The organism is Mesorhizobium sp. WSM4809, assembly GCF_055811655.1.
The window spans coordinates 1-15784 of the sequence record NZ_JBVVQW010000007.1 but is presented as its reverse complement, the minus strand read 5'-3'; the positions used below and the strand labels follow the sequence as shown (position 1 = coordinate 15784).

Annotated in this window: 14 protein-coding genes; 8 read left to right on the top strand and 6 right to left on the bottom strand. The window is 63.9% G+C overall.

Translation table 11 applies throughout. From position 1 onward, the window contains the following. Position 1: 1 nt before the first annotated feature. The 5 genes from AC0L24_RS18955 (at position 2) to AC0L24_RS18935 (ending at position 7720) form a co-directional block, all read left to right on the top strand. Positions 2-2275, top strand: coding sequence for a xanthine dehydrogenase family protein molybdopterin-binding subunit (locus tag AC0L24_RS18955; RefSeq protein WP_127809047.1), 2274 nt, complete (start codon positions 2-4; stop codon positions 2273-2275). Next, positions 2272-2880, top strand: coding sequence for a hypothetical protein (locus AC0L24_RS18950; RefSeq protein ID WP_127323174.1), 609 nt, complete (start codon positions 2272-2274; stop codon positions 2878-2880). The genes AC0L24_RS18955 and AC0L24_RS18950 overlap by 4 nt, the downstream gene beginning before the upstream one ends. Positions 2881-3034: 154 nt before the next feature. Beyond that, entirely contained in the window at positions 3035-4207 is a 1173-nt protein-coding gene (locus tag AC0L24_RS18945; protein WP_473564055.1) for an efflux RND transporter periplasmic adaptor subunit, read from the top strand. An 82-nt stretch (positions 4208-4289) separates the two neighbouring features. Then, the gene (locus AC0L24_RS18940; protein WP_127266905.1) at positions 4290-7469 is read left to right on the top strand and encodes an efflux RND transporter permease subunit; all 3180 of its coding nucleotides are present in this window, start codon (positions 4290-4292) and stop codon (positions 7467-7469) included. Between the two features lie 92 nt (positions 7470-7561). Further along, entirely contained in the window at positions 7562-7720 is a 159-nt protein-coding gene (locus AC0L24_RS18935) for a DUF3309 family protein (protein WP_127809050.1), read from the top strand. A 63-nt stretch (positions 7721-7783) separates the two neighbouring features. On the opposite strand, the gene AC0L24_RS18930 is transcribed toward AC0L24_RS18935, so the two are convergent. Continuing rightward, a complete protein-coding gene (locus AC0L24_RS18930; protein WP_127809051.1) occupies positions 7784-8743 on the bottom strand; it encodes an SDR family oxidoreductase in 960 nt (319 codons plus the stop codon). Between the two features lie 98 nt (positions 8744-8841). After that, positions 8842-9051 (bottom strand): DUF680 domain-containing protein, encoded by a 210-nt coding sequence (locus AC0L24_RS18925; RefSeq protein WP_127321943.1) that lies wholly within the window; start codon positions 9049-9051, stop codon positions 8842-8844. 114 nt (positions 9052-9165) lie between these two features. Here AC0L24_RS18925 and AC0L24_RS18920 point away from each other — a divergent pair, with 114 nt between their 5' ends. Continuing rightward, positions 9166-10074: a LysR family transcriptional regulator gene (locus AC0L24_RS18920; protein WP_127809052.1), complete on the top strand. Its 909-nt coding sequence runs from the start codon at positions 9166-9168 to the stop codon at positions 10072-10074. Here the strand turns inward: AC0L24_RS18920 and AC0L24_RS18915 are convergent. The 3 genes from AC0L24_RS18915 to AC0L24_RS18905 all read right to left on the bottom strand — a co-directional run bounded on the left by AC0L24_RS18915 (position 10038) and on the right by AC0L24_RS18905 (position 12454). Next, complete coding sequence (locus AC0L24_RS18915) at positions 10038-11213, bottom strand: MFS transporter (protein WP_127809053.1); 1176 nt, start codon at positions 11211-11213, stop codon at positions 10038-10040. The genes AC0L24_RS18920 and AC0L24_RS18915 overlap by 37 nt on opposite strands. Positions 11214-11336: 123 nt before the next feature. Then, positions 11337-11645 (bottom strand): DUF1244 domain-containing protein, encoded by a 309-nt coding sequence (locus AC0L24_RS18910; protein ID WP_027037142.1) that lies wholly within the window; start codon positions 11643-11645, stop codon positions 11337-11339. A gap of 11 nt (positions 11646-11656) precedes the next feature. Further along, positions 11657-12454, bottom strand: coding sequence for an N-formylglutamate amidohydrolase (locus AC0L24_RS18905; RefSeq protein ID WP_292662090.1), 798 nt, complete (start codon positions 12452-12454; stop codon positions 11657-11659). Positions 12455-12699: 245 nt separating this feature from the next. Here AC0L24_RS18905 and AC0L24_RS18900 point away from each other — a divergent pair, with 245 nt between their 5' ends. Next, positions 12700-13188 (top strand): DUF1036 domain-containing protein, encoded by a 489-nt coding sequence (locus tag AC0L24_RS18900; RefSeq protein ID WP_127327661.1) that lies wholly within the window; start codon positions 12700-12702, stop codon positions 13186-13188. Next, the gene (gene pyk, locus AC0L24_RS18895; RefSeq protein ID WP_013529204.1) at positions 13185-14621 is read left to right on the top strand and encodes a pyruvate kinase; all 1437 of its coding nucleotides are present in this window, start codon (positions 13185-13187) and stop codon (positions 14619-14621) included. Before AC0L24_RS18900 ends, pyk begins: the two co-directional genes overlap by 4 nt. A 44-nt stretch (positions 14622-14665) precedes the next feature. Here pyk and AC0L24_RS18890 read toward each other — a convergent pair whose 3' ends face one another. Beyond that, entirely contained in the window at positions 14666-15730 is a 1065-nt protein-coding gene (locus AC0L24_RS18890; protein ID WP_127809055.1) for an alpha/beta fold hydrolase, read from the bottom strand. Between the last annotated feature and the right edge of the window lie 54 nt (positions 15731-15784).

Sequence of the window (15784 nt, the reverse complement as noted above, 5' to 3'; positions counted from 1 at the left end):
CATGGCCAGTGTCGGAAAGATCGCCCGCCGCACGTTTCTGATCGGCGCTGCCGCTGTCGCGGGCGGCGTTGCCGTCGGCTATTACTACTATCGCAAGCCTTTTCCGAACCCGCTCGAGGCCGAACTCGGCAAGGGCGAGGCGACGTTCAACCCCTATGTGAAGATCGGCGCCGACAACACCATCACCATCGTCGCGCCGCGCGCCGAGATGGGGCAAGGCATCTCGACGACGCTGGCGGCCATGGTCGCAGAGGAACTCGACGTCGGGCTCGACCGGGTTAAGGTCGAGCATGGACCAGCATCCCATGCCTACTACAACGCCGCGATCCTTCAAGAGGGCGGTCCGTTCGCCTTCTTCGACGAGAGCATGACGGCGCAAGCGGTGCGCTCGGGTCTCGGCGTGGTTGGCAAGTTCCTTGCCCTGCAGGGCACCGGGGGTTCGGCTTCGACACGCGATGGTTTTGACAAGATGCGGCAAGCGGGTGCCGCTGCCCGGCAGATGCTGATCGCGGCTGCGGCGCAAGAACTGGGTGTTGCCGCAGCCGATCTGGAAACGGCCGACGGTTCGATCCTGCACAAGGCGTCGGGCAAGTCGCTGACCTATGGCGCGGTCGCCGCGGCTGCCGCCGCGATGGCGCCGCCGGACGAAGTCAGGCTCAAGGACAAAGCCGACTGGAAGCTGCTGGGAAAGCCGCAAAAGCGCATCGACATGCTGGCCAAGGTCACCGGGGCGCCGATCTTCGGCATCGATGTCAGGCTGCCGGACATGCTCTACGGCACGGTCAAGATGAGCCCGCGCTTCTGGGCCAAGCCGGTCAAGGCGGACCTTTCCAGGGCCGAAAAAATGCCCGGCGTGATCAAGATCGTGCCGCTTGAGACGAATTATGGCCATGGCTTCGGCATCATCGCCGACAACACATGGGCGGCATTCAAGGCGGCCGAGGCGATCGACGCCCAGTGGTTCGATCCCGAATACCCGCTCGGCAGCGCTGCCATTTCAGATGTGCTGAAGCAGGCGCTTGCCACCAAGGGGTCGGTGATGCGCGACAATGGCGACGTCGATACCGCTTTTGCCGACGCGCCGCGCGAAAGGATCGTCGAGGCAGACTATGCCGTGCCCTATCTGGCGCATGCGACGATGGAGCCGATGAACGCCACGGCGCAGCTCAGGGACGGCGCGCTAGACATCTGGTGCGGGAACCAGGCGCCGACCCTGGTGCGGCAGCTTTGCGCCAACGCGGTCGGCATCGGGCAGGACAAGATCAATGTGCACACCACCTTCATGGGCGGCGGTTTCGGCCGGCGCGTCGAGGTGGATTACGCACTGTGCGCCGCGCTGATGGCGAAGGAGACGGGCGGGCGTCCGGTCAAGGTGACCTGGACGCGTGAAGAAGACATGCGCCACGACGCCTACCGGCCAGCCGCAATAGGCAAGTTCCAGGCGCGGCTCGGCGACGATGGCATGCCAGTGGCCGTCGACATGAAGATGGCCTCGCCATCGGTGATTGCCGGCATGCTGCGCCGGCTGTTCCCCTCGATATCGCCGCTCGGTCCCGACAAGACCATCGTCGATGGCGCCTACGACCAACCCTACTCCATCCCGAATTACCGGGTCACTGGTGTCGCGGCGCCGGTCTCCATCCCTGTCGGCTCCTGGCGCTCGGTCGGCAGCTCGGTCAACGGCTTCTTCCACGAGGGTTTTATGGACGAGATCGCCATTGCCGGAAAAATCGATCAGGTAGAGATGCGCAAGAGACTGATGGCCGCTTATCCCTCGGCGGTGAAGGTGGTGGAGAAAGTCGCCGCGATGGCGAAATGGGGCGAGGCGCTGCCCGCCGGCAAGGCCAGGGGCATGGCCTTCACGCTGTCCTTCGGCAGCTGGGTCGGCGAGATCGTCCAGGTGGCGGACACGCCGGCCGGCATCCGCATCGAGAAGGTGTGGATCGCCGCCGATGTCGGCACCGCGCTCGACCCCGGCATCATCGAGGCGCAGTTGATCTCGGCGGCCATCTACGGTCTTTCGGCGGCGATGGGGCAGGAAATCACCTTCGCCGACGGCATGGTCGAACAGTCGAACTTCCACGATTTCGACGCCATGCGGATCTTCCAGTGCCCGGTATTCGAAGTTGCCATCCTGGAAAACTTCCACAGGATGGGCGGCGTCGGCGAGGTCGGCACACCGCCGGCGGCTCCGGCGCTCGCCAACGCCATCTTCGCGCTCACCGGAAAGCGCATCCGCACGCTGCCGCTGTCGAAAACGGTGGCCTTCGCATGAAGAAGCTCGTCATCATGCTGACGCCTGCTGCCATGCTTGTGCTCGCAGCATCGTTTGCGATCGCGCAAGAGAGCCAGACGCCGGCGCCGGTGGCAGTCGACACAGCAAAAGCCCTGTCCGAATGGGACAAGGTCTATGCGGTGTTCTCGCATCCGCGCTGCGCTGACTGTCATGTCGCGGACGAGCGACCGCGCTGGTCGGGTGCGCATTACGGCGGCACGCGCGTGCACGCCTTCAATGTCCAGCGCGGTGCTGACGGGTCGGGCTTCGGCAGTCCGGGCCTGCGTTGCATGACTTGCCATTTCTCCAGCAATTCCAGGGCATTGCACGGGCCGCCCGGGGCCGAGAACTGGCATCTGGCGCCAGCCGAGATGGCCTGGTTCGGCAAGTCCTCGGCCGAAATCTGCGCCCAGATCAAGGATCCCTTGCGCAATGGCAACCGCAGCTTGAAGGACATCGCGGTGCATGTTCGCGACGACAGACTGGTCGCCTGGGGCTGGGCGCCGGGATCGGGTCGTGAACCGGCTCCGGGCTCCGCCGAAGCGACCTATCAAGCGATCGAAAACTGGGCGGCGGCGGGCGCATCTTGCCCGGTGGCGCAATGATCTTGCAACTTTCAGACTATATTGCGGTGCAACTTTGATGTAGAAGCGCGCTTCGCCGATCACGGCAAATTGAACACGGCCCGGCGCGCACCCATATCGGCGACGCGCCCGCGTTATGAGGACGCTGGCCGAACCCGCAGTGGAAAAAACGACGATGAGAATCAGGTTTCACAAGCTTGCAGCCGTTGTTGTGCTCATTGGTTTCGCGGCGTGGATGGCGACAGGCGAGTTTTCGTCGGTCGGCAGCGTAGCCGCCAACAAAGCCAAGGCAGCCGAAGCCGAACAGGCCAAGGCGCCGGACGCGAGCAAGCCGAAGACGGCGGAAGCCGAGCCGAAGGCAGCGCTGCGCACCGTCGCGGTGGTGACGCCGCCACGCAAGACCTATGCACGTGCCATCCGCATTTCCGGGCTGACCGAAGCCGACAAGCGGGCGGTGCTGGCGACGCGTGTCGCCGGCGTCATCGACAAGCTGCCTGTCAAGCAAGGCGATCACGTCAAGACGGGGGATCTGGTGCTGATGCTTGCGGCGGAAGAAAAGATCTCGATGGTCGACAACGCCAAGCAATTGGTGGTGCAGCGTCAGGCCGAGCTGGACGCAGCCTTGCGGCTGATGAAATCAGGCAATCTGCCGAAGCTGCAGCTCGACACCGCGCGCTCGAACCTGACCTCGGCGCAGTCGCAACTGGAAACGGCACAGGCCGAACTCGACCGCAACGAGGTGAAGGCGCCTTTCGACGGCGTTATCGACCGGGTGCCGGTGGAACTTGGCAGCTCCATCATGCAAGGCGGCGAGGTGGCGACCATCCTCAAGCTCGATCCGGTGATTGCTCGCGGCGAAGTCAGCGAGCGCGATCTCGGCTACCTCAAGCTCGGCGACAAGGCCACCATACGGCTGGTCAGCGGCCAGACCGTCCAAGGCACCGTGCGCTACATCAGCCGCGACGCCTCGTCGGCGACCCGCACCTTCCGCGTCGAGGTTGCCGTCCCCAATGCCGACGGCTCCGTGCCGGCCGGCATGACGGCGGAAATCGCGCTCAACGCACAGCCGACCGACGCGGTGCTGCTGCCGCGCTCGGTTGTGACGCTCGGCGACAAGGGCGACCTCGGCATCCGTGCCGTGAGCAAGGACAACAAGGTGGCGTTCTTCCCCATCGACCTCGTCGACGACACGCCGACAGGCCTCGTCCTCGGCGGCATACCGGCCGACGCCCGCATCATCGTCGCCGGCCAGGAACTGGTGAAGGAAGGCGATCTGGTCAATCCGGTCGAGGCCGACCAAGCGATCATCAAGAAGCTGCTCGGCGAAGCGACGGCCGGCACGCAGTAGCAAGAGATCGCGACGGACTAGCCCTGGGCGGGGACAATCGGCTGCGACGCAGCTCGTGAAAATTCAAGAACAGGCGTTAGCCATGGATATCGTCAGACTCGCAATCAACAATGCCCGCCTGACCATTTCGGTCCTCGTCTTCCTTCTGCTGGCGGGCTGGGTCGCCTATCAGGCGACGCCAAAGGAAGCGGAGCCCGACGTTCCGATTCCGATGATGTATGTCAGCCTGATCTACCAGGGCATTTCGCCCGAGGATTCGGAGCGGCTTCTGCTGCGGCCGATGGAAAGCAAGCTGAAAAGCCTGAAGGGCCTCAAGGAGATGCGTTCGGCCGCCTTCCAGGGCGGCGGCTACGTGCTGGTCGAATTCCAGCCGCAGACCAATCTGGCCACCGCGCTGCAGGACACGCGCAGCAAGGTGCAGGACGCCAAGGCCGACCTGCCGCAGGCGGCGGAAGAACCTGTCGTCACCGAAGTCAACATTTCCGAATTCCCCGTGCTCGTCGTCACCCTCTCGGGAAATCTGCCTGAACGCGTGCTGACCGCCGCCGCGCGTGAACTGCGCGACCGCATCGAGGAGGTTCCCGGTGTTCTCGAGGGCTCGCTGCAGGGTGCGCGCGACGATCTCGTCGAGGTCGTCATCGATCCGATGAAGCTGTCTTCCTATGGGCTGCAACTCGATCAACTGATCGGTGCGGTCGGCAACTCCAACAGCCTGGTCGCCGCCGGCAATATCGAAGGCTCGGAGGGCAAATACGCCGTCAAGGTACCGTCGCTGATCGAAACGCCGGAGGATGTCGCCGCACTGCCGGTGGTCGCCGGCCCCAATGCCGTGGTGCAGGCCAAGGACATCGCGACGATCCGTTCGACCTTCAAGGATGCCGAGACGGTGACCCGTCTCAACGGCAAGCCGGCCATCGCCATCGAAGTCAAGAAGCGCATCGGCTCCAACCTGATCGACACCATCGCCAAGGTGCGAACGGTGTCCGACGAGTTCGTCAAGTCGATGCCCGAGGGCATGAACGTCACCTACACGCAGGACAAGTCGGTCTTCGTCAACCAGCTGCTCGGCGACCTGCAGAACCATGTGATGATCGCCGTCATCCTGGTGTTCATCGTCATCCTCTACGCGCTGTCCGGCCGCGCCTCGCTGCTCATCGGGCTTGCGATTCCGTCATCCTTCCTGATCGGCATCCTGCTGCTGGCGATGATGGGCTACACGATCAACATGATCGTGCTGTTCAGCCTGATCCTGGCCGTCGGCATGCTGGTCGACGATGCCATCATCGTCACCGAGTTCGCCGAACGACGGATGAGCGAGGGCATGCCGAAGGAGGAAGCCTTCGCGCTCGCCGCCAAGCGCATGGCCGGTCCGGTCATCGCCGCGACGATGACGCGCATCGCCGCCTTCTCGCCGCTGCTGTTCTGGCCGGGCATCATCGGCGACTTCATGAAGTACATGCCGATCACGCTGATCGTCACGCTATCGGCCTCGATGCTCTACGCGCTTGTCTTCGCGCCGACGCTGGGTGCGATCTTCGCCAAGGCGCCGCCGCATCATGAGGATGACAATCGCGACGGCTGGTACATGGCGATCGTCAAGCAGGCGGTGCGCTTCCCCATCACCGTGCTGGTGCTGACCGTCGCGCTCTTGTTCGGCGTCGGCTTTGCCTATTCGAAATACGGCGCCGGCGTCGAGTTCTTCCCGAATGTCGAGCCGGATTATGGCCTGCTCTACGTGCATGCGCGCGGCAATCTTTCGCTGGCCGAAATGGATACCGCGACCAAGATCGCGGAAGACAGGCTGCTCGGCTGGCCGGGTGTGAAGTCGGTCTACACCCGCGTCGGCAAGACGCAAGGCGGCGGCCAGGATATCCCCGAAGACGTCGTCGGCGTCATCCAGTACGAATTTATCGACTGGCGCGAGCGCAAGTCGGCGAACCACATCCTGGACGATCTGCGCGGCGTCATGGCCGGCATTCCTGGCGTCGATGTCGAGGTGCGCGTGCCGGAAGCCGGTCCGCCGACCGGCAAGCCGATCCAGATCAGGCTTTCGGCCGTCGACCCCAAGGGGCTCGACGACAAGGCCCGTGAGGTCGCGGCGCGCATCGGCAAGGTGCCCGGCGTCATCGATATTTCCGACGGCCTGCCGCCGCCCGGTGTCGACTGGGCGCTCGAGGTCGATCGTGCCAAGGCGGCGCAGTACGGCATCAGCCCAACCTCGGTCGGGACGGTGGTGCAACTGGTGACCAACGGGCTGAAACTCTCGGAATACCGGCCTGCCGGAGCCGACGACGCGGTCGACATAAGGCTGCGGCTGCCCGAAGACCGGCGCACGCTGTCGACGCTCGACGAACTCAGGGTGCAGACCTCACAAGGCTCGGTGCCGATCTCGAACTTCGTCGTGCGCAAGCCGGAGCCGACGGTCGGCATCCTCAACCGCATCGACGGCGCGCGTACGGTGGTCGTCCAGGCCAACGTCGCCGCCGGCGCTCAGGTCGCGGCTGTGCAGGAGCAGGTCACCAAGGCCGTCTCCGACATGGATCTCGGCAGCGGCATCCGCTGGAAGCTGGCCGGTTCGAACGAGGACAGCGCCGAAGCCAGCGCCTTCCTCAGCAAGGCCTTCGGGGCGGCGATCTTCCTGATCTTCCTGGTGCTTCTGGCGCAGTTCAACAAGTTCACCAGCGTCTGGCTGGTGCTGTCCTGCGTGGTCATGGCGACGATCGGCGTGTTCCTCGGGCTGCTGATAACCGGCGAGACGTTCGGCATCGTCATGTCGGGCATCGGCGTCATCGCTCTGGCCGGCGTGGTGGTGAACAACAACATCGTGCTGATCGACACCTATGACCGGCTGCGTGAAGAAGGCTGGGACAAGGTCGAGGCGGTGCTGCAGACTTGCCGCGAGCGCGCCCGCCCGGTCGTGCTGACGGCTGTGTCGGCCATTCTCGGCGTGCTGCCGATCGCCTTCGGCCTCGGGTTGGAAATCTTCCATCACGAGACGACGATCAACGCGCCGTCGACGCAATGGTGGATTTCGCTCTCCTCGGCGATCGTCTTCGGCCTGTCCTTCGCCACGGTGCTGACGCTGGTGGTGACGCCGTCGATGCTGATGGTGTTCACCCGCGCCAAGGTCAAGCCGGGCGCACGGCGCGGCTTGATCAGCCGTCTGTTCCGGCGCGGCAAGGTCGAGATTTCATCGACCGATGCGCCAGGGCGGGATGCCGGAGCCGGGCCGGATATCGCCTTTCCGAAAGCCGCCGAATAGATCATTGCCGATTTGACCGGCAAAGGCCGCCCGGAACAACCGGGCGGCCTTTTGCATTGTTCTTGGGCGAAAAGTCGAATTGCGGGGTTCTCATGCCGATCACCACCATCGTCATCATCGTCCTGGTCCTTATCCTCATCGGCGCGGTGCCGGCCTGGCCGCATTCGCGCTCCTGGGGCTATGGGCCCTCGGGTATTGTCGGCGTGGTGCTGGTGTTGCTTATGGTGCTGCTGTTGATGGGACGGCTCTGAGGCGCCCTCTCAGTCCGCGGAGATTGTTAATCTGCGGAGGAGCATCGCCCGCTATCGCGGAGGTCAGGCAGCTTTCGCAACGCAGGTCACGGTGGCAATGCCGATATCCCCGAGCGCTTCAGCAACCGCCTGATCCAACGGCGTGTGCGGAATCTCGCCGACGATGCCTTCCAGCCGCATCGAAGCCAGTTGATGCGGCTCGAAGCGCAGGTAGGACATGGAGACGATCTCGCGCCACATCGCTACGAACGGGCTGCCAGCGCGCAGTACCCACCAGGGCATCGAAGTCATCTTGAGCGGACGACCAATAGCCTTCTCGGCAGCGGCCTTGATCTGCAGATCGGTAACCGCGTGGCCCGGAAAGTTCAGCGCTTCATAGAAGCCGAGCTTGTCCAGATTGCGCGCCAGCGCGACGAAGCCCACAGCGAAGTCAGGCAGATAGGCCCATTCATGTACGAGGTCGACCGGGCCAGGCGCGGTGTAGATACCTTTGTTGATCTTGGCGGCAACGATCAGGTCGAACCATGATCCGCTGCCGGTGCCGCCGAAGAAATCGCCGGCCCGCAGAAGGATGGTGCGGACGCGGCCCGCGTCGGCCTCGCGACGAAACAATTCCTCCATGGCGCAGCGGATGCGGCCCTTTTGCGTGCTCGGATGGAAGGGTGTGTCTTCCGATATCACCGCCGGCATCGGTGAGCCGTAATTGTAAACGGTGCCGGGGAAGAGGTGCAGTGCGCCATTCGCATGGCAGGCAGCCATGACATTCTGCGCCATCGGCAGGCACTTGCCCCAGTCGGTGTAGATCGGGTTGAGGCCGTTGAAGATGATATCGACACCTTGCGTGGCGCGGATGAGGGCCACGCGGTCGAGCGCGTCACCGGCAACGGCTGTGGCGCCTTTGAGTTCGGCCGGCACCTTGCCGTTGCGGGTGACTGCGCGAACCTCGTAGCCCGCGTCGATGAAGGCCTTGGCGACCACGCGGCCGAGCCGGCCACTGGCACCGAGAATTGCGATACTGGTCATTGGAAGCACTCCTGGGTTGGGATTTGCGTGGTCGGTCTGGACGCGCGATCGGGATCAGCGACAAGCGCGATCGAGATCAGCGACGAGCGCGATCGAGATCAGCGGCTGCCGAAGAGGTCGCGGTTGCTGCCCTGCGTGACCGGTTGCCGGACGGCCGCATCCGGGTTGTGGATCGAAGCGGTGGTCGTGTTGTCGGTGCTGGTGACAGCCGGCTGGCTGGCGTCGTTCGACCCAAACTTGTCGCTGCCGGCAAAAGCGGCGCTGACGGAAATGAGGATGGCGGCGGCGGTGAGGGCGATCTTGGTCATCTGAGTTCTCCTGGTTGGTGTTTGCAGTCCGTGTTGGTGTCTGCAGCCGGAATATGGTCGCTCCGAATGCGAATGGAAATTGACTACAGATGGCGTTCTGATATTCATAAATGAATGACTGAAATCGACTGGAACCTGATCAAGAGCTTTGTCGCCGTGGCAGAATCCGGCAGCCTGTCGGCCGCCGCGCGAAAGCTTTCGGCCAGCCAGCCGACGCTTGGCCGTCACATCGGCGAGTTGGAACAGGCGCTGGGCGTCACGCTGTTCCGTCGAGGACGGCACGGCTACGAACTGACGGAGGCCGGCAGCACGCTGTTCGAACGCGGCAAGGCGGTCAGCGAGCAGGCAAGCGCCTTCTCACTCCTGGCGCTGGGTTCGGTCGAGGCCATCGAAGGCACGGTGCGCATCGCCGCCAGCGAGGTCGTGGCGGCCTATGTCCTGCCTGAGATGACGATGCGGCTGGGGATCGAGGAGCCCGGCATCGAGGTCGAGATCGTTGCTTCGAACCAGGTCGAGAACCTGCTGCGTCGAGATGCCGACATCGCCATCCGCATGGTCAAGCCGGCGCAGAACGAGCTGACGGCACGCAAGGTCTGCGATATCGAGCTCTGCGCCTGCGCGGCCAAATCCTATCTCGACAGGCGCGGCCGTCCGCTGAAGCCTGCCGATCTTGTCGACCACGATCTGGTCGGCTTCGATCGCGGCGACGAGATCATCAGGGGCTTTACCCAGCATGGCATCCCCGTCACCCGGAGCAGCTTCCGCTTCAGGGCCGACAACCAGATCGTTTTGTGGGAAGCGGTGCGGGCGGGAAACGGCATTGGCCTCGGCCAGGAGCCGCTGGCCGACAGGGATCCTTTGATTGAGAAGGTGCTGCCTGACCTGCCGCTGCCGGTTCTGCCGGTGTGGCTGGCGATGCATCGCGATGTGCGTACCAGCGTGCGCATCCGCCGTGTGGTGGATTTCCTCCACGAGGAGCTGAAACGCTATTCGGCGGGTGCTGGCGCGAATTCGGCGCGGTGAGCGAGCCCGGCCATCAGCAACACGATGATCAGCAGTCCCGACATGGTGATGAAGATCGGGCCGAAGCTGGAATGCTCGGCAACGAAGCCGATCGCCGACGGCGCCACCAGTATGCCGCAGTATCCGATAGTGGTGACCACGCTCATGCCGGTGCCAGAAGACATGCCTTCCTGGTTGCCGCCGGCCGAAAAGATGATCGGCACCATATTGGCGATGCCGAAGCCGCAAAAGGCAAAGGCTGCAATGGCGAGCCAGGGCGAGGGCGCCAGGCCAGCCACCAGCATGCCGACCGCTGCTACCAGGGCCGACACGCGCAGCGTCGTCACCGCGCCGAAGCGATTGCGTATGCCGTCGCCGAAGAACCGCGTAATCGCCATGACGCCCGAAAATCCGGCGTAGGCGAGGCCGGCAACGGCAAGATCGGCGCCGAGCTCCTGGCGCAGATACAGGGCTGCCCAGTCGAGCACCGCGCCTTCGGAGATCATCGCCAGCAGCGCCATCAGTCCGATCAGATAAACCAGCGGGTTTGCCGGCAGTGCGAATTTGTGGTGCTCGGCTGCCTGCGGGCTGTCTTCGGTGAGGAGATGGCGAACGGCCACCGCGATCACCGCGAAGGCAAACACCGTTACCGCCGCCGCGTGGGCGAGGTGGCCGTAGTGCTGGATGGCAAAGCCGCCGAGGCCGCCGCCGGCGAAGCCGCCGAGACTCCAGAAGCCGTGCGAGGACGACATGACGGCGCGGGAGAGCCGCCGTTCGACCACCACGGCATTGGCATTCATGGCAACGTCCATGCCACCGATCGAGCCGCCGAAGATGATCATGGCCGCGGCCGCCAGCGGTACGTTGGGCGCCAGCGCCACGACCATCAGACCGAGGCTGCCGCACAGGGCGAACCAGCGCAGTACGGTGCGCGAGCCATGTCTGGAGATCAAATGGCCGCACCAGGTCATCGCGACGACGGCACCGACGCCGAATAAGAGAATCAGCAGGCCGAGCGTGAACTTCGAAATCTCCAGCCGGGTCAGGAACACCGGGATCTGCGGCGCCCAGCTGCCCGTCAGGAAGCCGTTGGCGAGAAAAATGGCCGCGAGCGCCCATCGTCCGCGAATGGCAGTCAGCTTGGCAATTGACGCGTTCATGAGGCGAATCCCGCTGAAAATGGCTTCGCGCGGCAAATTAGATCGATTCAATTTTCAGTCAAGGCTCTTTCGGGAAGCATTTTGGGCCAAACATAGCCTTAGGCGATCGCTGGGGCGACGGCGTCAATGATCCTGGGGGCGCCTTGCCTCGAATTCGGCCTTCTTGGCGTCGGAGGCCTCGGTCTGGTTCAGCGCCTGCCATTCCCCATAAGGCATGCCGTAGACGATCTCGCGCGACTGATCCTTGGTGAGATCGACGCCCTCGGCATTGGCTGCCTCGCGATACCAGTTCGACAGGCAGTTGCGGCAGAAGCCGGCGAGATTCATCAGGTCGATGTTCTGCACATCGTTGCGCTCGCGCAGATGCTCGACCAGCCGGCGGAAGGCGGCCGCTTCGAAGTCGCGTTGCTGCTCGTCGCTGAGTTCGGTCATCGAAACCTCCGTCATAGCGGCCCGGTGCGCGAGCCGAACATCTTCACCACATGTATATCGGGACGGCGGTCGATCGCGTCAACGATCGGCGCCAGCCGTTCGGCCCAGGCGAGCGCGCCCTTCTGGTCCGATATCAGATCCTGTCGGATCTCGATCAGCGCATGGGCGAAGCCGTTGACGATGGCGTGCCTGTACATGGTGTCGCCGCGCAGCGCGCCGTCATAGGGTTCGTTGTCGCCAACGACGAGGTTCTTGTCCTGCGACAGCATGTCTATCAAAGGCCGCGCCACGCGGTCGTCGAGGTCCCACAGGATGCCGACGTGCCAAGGACGCTGGATTCCTTGCATGGCCGGGGTGAAGGAATGCACCGAAAAGATGAAGGGCGTCTGGGCGGAAGCCTGTGCGACCGATGCGATCATGGCGCCGACGGCGTCGTGATAGGGCCGGTAGAACCCGTCGAGCCGCCTCTCGCGCTCATCGGCAGTAATGGGGTAATTCCCAGCTACGACAGTGCCGTCATAAAGCTGGCGAATGAGCGTCGGGTCGTCTTCGCCGCGATTGGGATCAATCAGCAGTCGCGAAAAATTGGCGAGCACCGCCGGCACGCCGAGCAGGGCAGCCAGTTCGCGCGTCACCGCCTCGACGCCGATGTCATAGGCGATGTGCCGGTCGAACTCGGCCGAGGGCAGGCCGAGGCTGCCGTAGTCGTCGGGCAGGTCGCGACGGGCATGATCGCCCAACAGCACGATGCCTCGCTTGCGGTCGCCCTCGATGATGTCGAAAGGCGCGAAAACTGTGGATCGGGTCATTGGCGGGAAATGGTCTGTTCGCGGGCTTCCGGGGAGGGTGCTATCGTCATTCCACGAAGACGACGCTTGCGCAATGCCGTTGTTTGGCCAAGGTTTCCCGGGAAATCTGGCACACGTCGGCGAATTGTGCGCCGGAGCCTTTCTAAATCGATTGGAATTGGACAAAACGGTGCGTTGACATGCGCCCGGACTTTTCCGAAAAGGGGCGCAGAGAGATGCTGATGTGGTTTTTGAGGGGTTTTCGGATGAGTTCCGCCGGCGGGCAGCGCATGCGCTCTGCCTTTGCCATGCCGCTCCTCACTTTTGCCATGGGCCTGTCGGCGATGGTCGTGGCTTCGCCGGCGCGTGCCGATTTCCGCGTCTGCAACGCCACGCAGAACCTGGTCGGTGTCGGCATCGGCTATCGCGCCAAGGCCGGCTGGATCACCGAAGGCTGGTGGCACATCGAGGGATCGAGCTGCAAGACGCTGATCGAAGGGCCGCTGTCATCAAGGTTTTACTATCTTTATGCAGAAGACGCCGAACGCGGTGGACGCTGGGACGGCCCGATCAATATGTGCGTGGCTGAAAAAGAGTTCAAGATCGCCGGCGTGACCGACTGCGTCGCCCGGGGCTTCCAGCGCGCCGGATTCCAGGAATATGACACGGGCGAACAGGCAAGCTGGATGGTCCAGCTGACCGATGAGTCCACAACGGGAGGCGCTCCAGCCGCCCCGGGAACAAACAGTCAATGAGACGTAGCCGCAAGGTCAAGATCCTAGCCACCATCGGTCCGGCCTCCTCGTCGGAGGAGATGCTGAAGAAACTGTTCGAAGCGGGCGCCGATGTGTTCCGCATCAATATGAGCCATACCGACCATGAACTGATGCGCACGCTGGTCGGACGCATCCGCGCTGTCGAGGAAGCGGTTGGCCGGCCGATCGGCATCCTCGCCGACCTACAAGGACCGAAGCTGCGCGTCGGCAAGTTCGCCAACGGGAAGGAAGTGCTGACGCAAGGCCAGACCTTCACCCTCGATGACAATCCCGAACCTGGCACCTCGACCAGGGTCTATCTGCCGCATCCGGAAATCCTGAGCTCGGTCGAAGCCGGCCATCGCCTGCTGATCGACGATGGCAAGCTCGAGCTGAAGGCGGTGAAGAGCGACGGCAAGTCGATCGTCTGCACCGTCGTCGCCGGCACCACGATTTCCGACAAGAAAGGCGTCAGCCTGCCCGACACCGACCTCCCGGTCGGTGCGCTGACCGAAAAGGACCGCAAGGATCTCGATGCCGTGCTGGCCACAGGCGTCGACTGGGTTGCGCTGTCCTTCGTGCAGCGGCCGGAGGATCTGGCCGAAGCGCGCAAGATCGCACGCGGCCGGGCGCTGATCATGGCCAAGATCGAAAAGCCGCAGGCCGTCGCCCGGCTGGCCGAGATCATCGAATTGTCCGACGCGCTGATGGTCGCCCGCGGCGATCTCGGCGTCGAGATGCCGCTCGAGGCGGTGCCCGGCATCCAGAAGCAGATCACGCGCGCGGCACGCCGCGCCGGCAAGCCGGTGGTGGTTGCAACGCAGATGCTGGAATCGATGATCACGGCGCCGGTGCCGACCCGCGCCGAAGTGTCCGATGTTTCGATCGCCGTCTTCGAAGGCGCCGATGCCATCATGCTGTCGGCGGAATCGGCGGCGGGTGCCTATCCCGTCGAGGCCGTGGCAATGATGAACCGTATCGCCACCAAGGTCGAAACCGATCCGACCTATGCCGGCATCATCAACGCCCAGCGCTCCGAGCCGGAAGCGACCGGCGCCGATGCCATTTCGCTGGCCGCGCGCGAAATCGCCGAAACGCTGAAGCTGTCGGCGATCATCACCTACACCGCATCGGGCACCACAGGCCTGCGCGCCGCCCGCGAGCGGCCGCAGGTGCCTGTTATCGCGCTGTCGCCGATCCTCAACACGGCGCGGCGGCTGTCGCTTTTGTGGGGCACGCATTGCGTCGTCTCACCCGACGCCGTCGATCTCGACGACATGGTCAATCGCGCCTGCCGCATCGCCTTCGACGAAGGCTTCGGCAAGCCTGGCGACCGCGTCATCATCACCGCGGGCGTGCCGCTGCGGACACCGGGTTCGACCAACATGCTGCGCATCGCCTATATCGGTTCGGACACACAAGTCAGCCGCTAGATTCCTGAAGCGTGTCGCCTCTGAACGGATTCAGGCGGCCCGCTTTAGGTCGGCGCAAGTTCGGCCTGCGGTACCTTGATATCGGCGCATCTGCCGGCGCCGTAGGCGTCGCCGGCGATGCGCGCCTCCACGGTCCTGGCCATCGCCTGCAGGTCTATATTCTTGCCAGCGACCTTCTCGATGGCGCCGACGGTCAGGTCGGTCGCGATCCAGTCTGGCTTGTGACCGAGATTGTGCACCCAGACGAGTTCGGCACCGGCAATGTCGCGCGCCAGGCCGACCGAATGGACATGTGCATAGACCACCTTGTCGCGATCGCCTGAAATCACCACGGTCGGCGCCTTGATCTCGGCGTAACGCGGTGCGGTGGCGAGCGCGTAGCGATAGAGCCCGGCGACATCGGTGGCGTTGGCACGAAAGGCTGTTGGTCGCAGCACCAGCGGGATAGAGGCCGAGCTGAGGTAATTGTCCGGCACCTTGTTGGGCGAAAAGACGCAGGTGGTGGCGTCAGCCATCTGCAGGGCTCCCGCCGGATAGGTGAGCGTTTCGGAAAACAGCCAACCGAGCACCGGCATGGTGGTCAGATCGTAGTACCAGGCGGTTGCGCCGCCCGGCCATGGGTGGGTCGCCGGTGCGAGAAAGACGAGCCCGAGCGTCTTGTCTGGATGTCCGCGGCCAAAGGCCGATGTCACCACGCCGCCGAAGGAATGGCCGACGATGACAGCATTCCTGATGCCGAGATGGTCCATCAGTGCGGCAATGGTGTTGGCCTGCGCCGACGGGTTCTCGTTGGTGGTGCCGCGACCCGACCAGCCATGGCCCGGCCGGTCGAGGAACAGCATTTCGGCGCGGCCTTCGAGCAAGGGGCGCTGCGGCAGCATCTGGTCCCTGAGATTGGCGCTGGCGCCGTGGATGAAGACGATCGGCGGCAGCTCGGCATTGGCGGGCGCCGGAACATGGACATAGTGGATGCGGGCGCCGTCGATGTCGGCGAACTCGCCGATCGGCGGATTGCGACGCTCGATCAGCCATGAGCCGACGCGGGTGACGCCGACAAAGCCGAAGATAAGCGCCATCAGGAAGGCAAGGGCGGCGTAGATCAGGTTCATGAGGGAGATACGAGGTGGAGGGGGATAAGTTGTAGGGGAGTAGGGGAGTAGGGG

Coding starts and splice junctions, on each gene's coding strand:
- AC0L24_RS18955 (WP_127809047.1), top strand. CDS start 2: ATGGCCAGTGTCGGAAAGATCGCCCGCCGCACGTTTCTGATCGGCGCT.
- AC0L24_RS18950 (WP_127323174.1), top strand. CDS start 2,272: ATGAAGAAGCTCGTCATCATGCTGACGCCTGCTGCCATGCTTGTGCTC.
- AC0L24_RS18945 (WP_473564055.1), top strand. CDS start 3,035: ATGAGAATCAGGTTTCACAAGCTTGCAGCCGTTGTTGTGCTCATTGGT.
- AC0L24_RS18940 (WP_127266905.1), top strand. CDS start 4,290: ATGGATATCGTCAGACTCGCAATCAACAATGCCCGCCTGACCATTTCG.
- AC0L24_RS18935 (WP_127809050.1), top strand. CDS start 7,562: ATGCCGATCACCACCATCGTCATCATCGTCCTGGTCCTTATCCTCATC.
- AC0L24_RS18930 (WP_127809051.1), bottom strand. CDS start 8,743: ATGACCAGTATCGCAATTCTCGGTGCCAGTGGCCGGCTCGGCCGCGTG.
- AC0L24_RS18925 (WP_127321943.1), bottom strand. CDS start 9,051: ATGACCAAGATCGCCCTCACCGCCGCCGCCATCCTCATTTCCGTCAGC.
- AC0L24_RS18920 (WP_127809052.1), top strand. CDS start 9,166: ATGACTGAAATCGACTGGAACCTGATCAAGAGCTTTGTCGCCGTGGCA.
- AC0L24_RS18915 (WP_127809053.1), bottom strand. CDS start 11,213: ATGAACGCGTCAATTGCCAAGCTGACTGCCATTCGCGGACGATGGGCG.
- AC0L24_RS18910 (WP_027037142.1), bottom strand. CDS start 11,645: ATGACCGAACTCAGCGACGAGCAGCAACGCGACTTCGAAGCGGCCGCC.
- AC0L24_RS18905 (WP_292662090.1), bottom strand. CDS start 12,454: ATGACCCGATCCACAGTTTTCGCGCCTTTCGACATCATCGAGGGCGAC.
- AC0L24_RS18900 (WP_127327661.1), top strand. CDS start 12,700: ATGAGTTCCGCCGGCGGGCAGCGCATGCGCTCTGCCTTTGCCATGCCG.
- pyk (WP_013529204.1), top strand. CDS start 13,185: ATGAGACGTAGCCGCAAGGTCAAGATCCTAGCCACCATCGGTCCGGCC.
- AC0L24_RS18890 (WP_127809055.1), bottom strand. CDS start 15,730: ATGAACCTGATCTACGCCGCCCTTGCCTTCCTGATGGCGCTTATCTTC.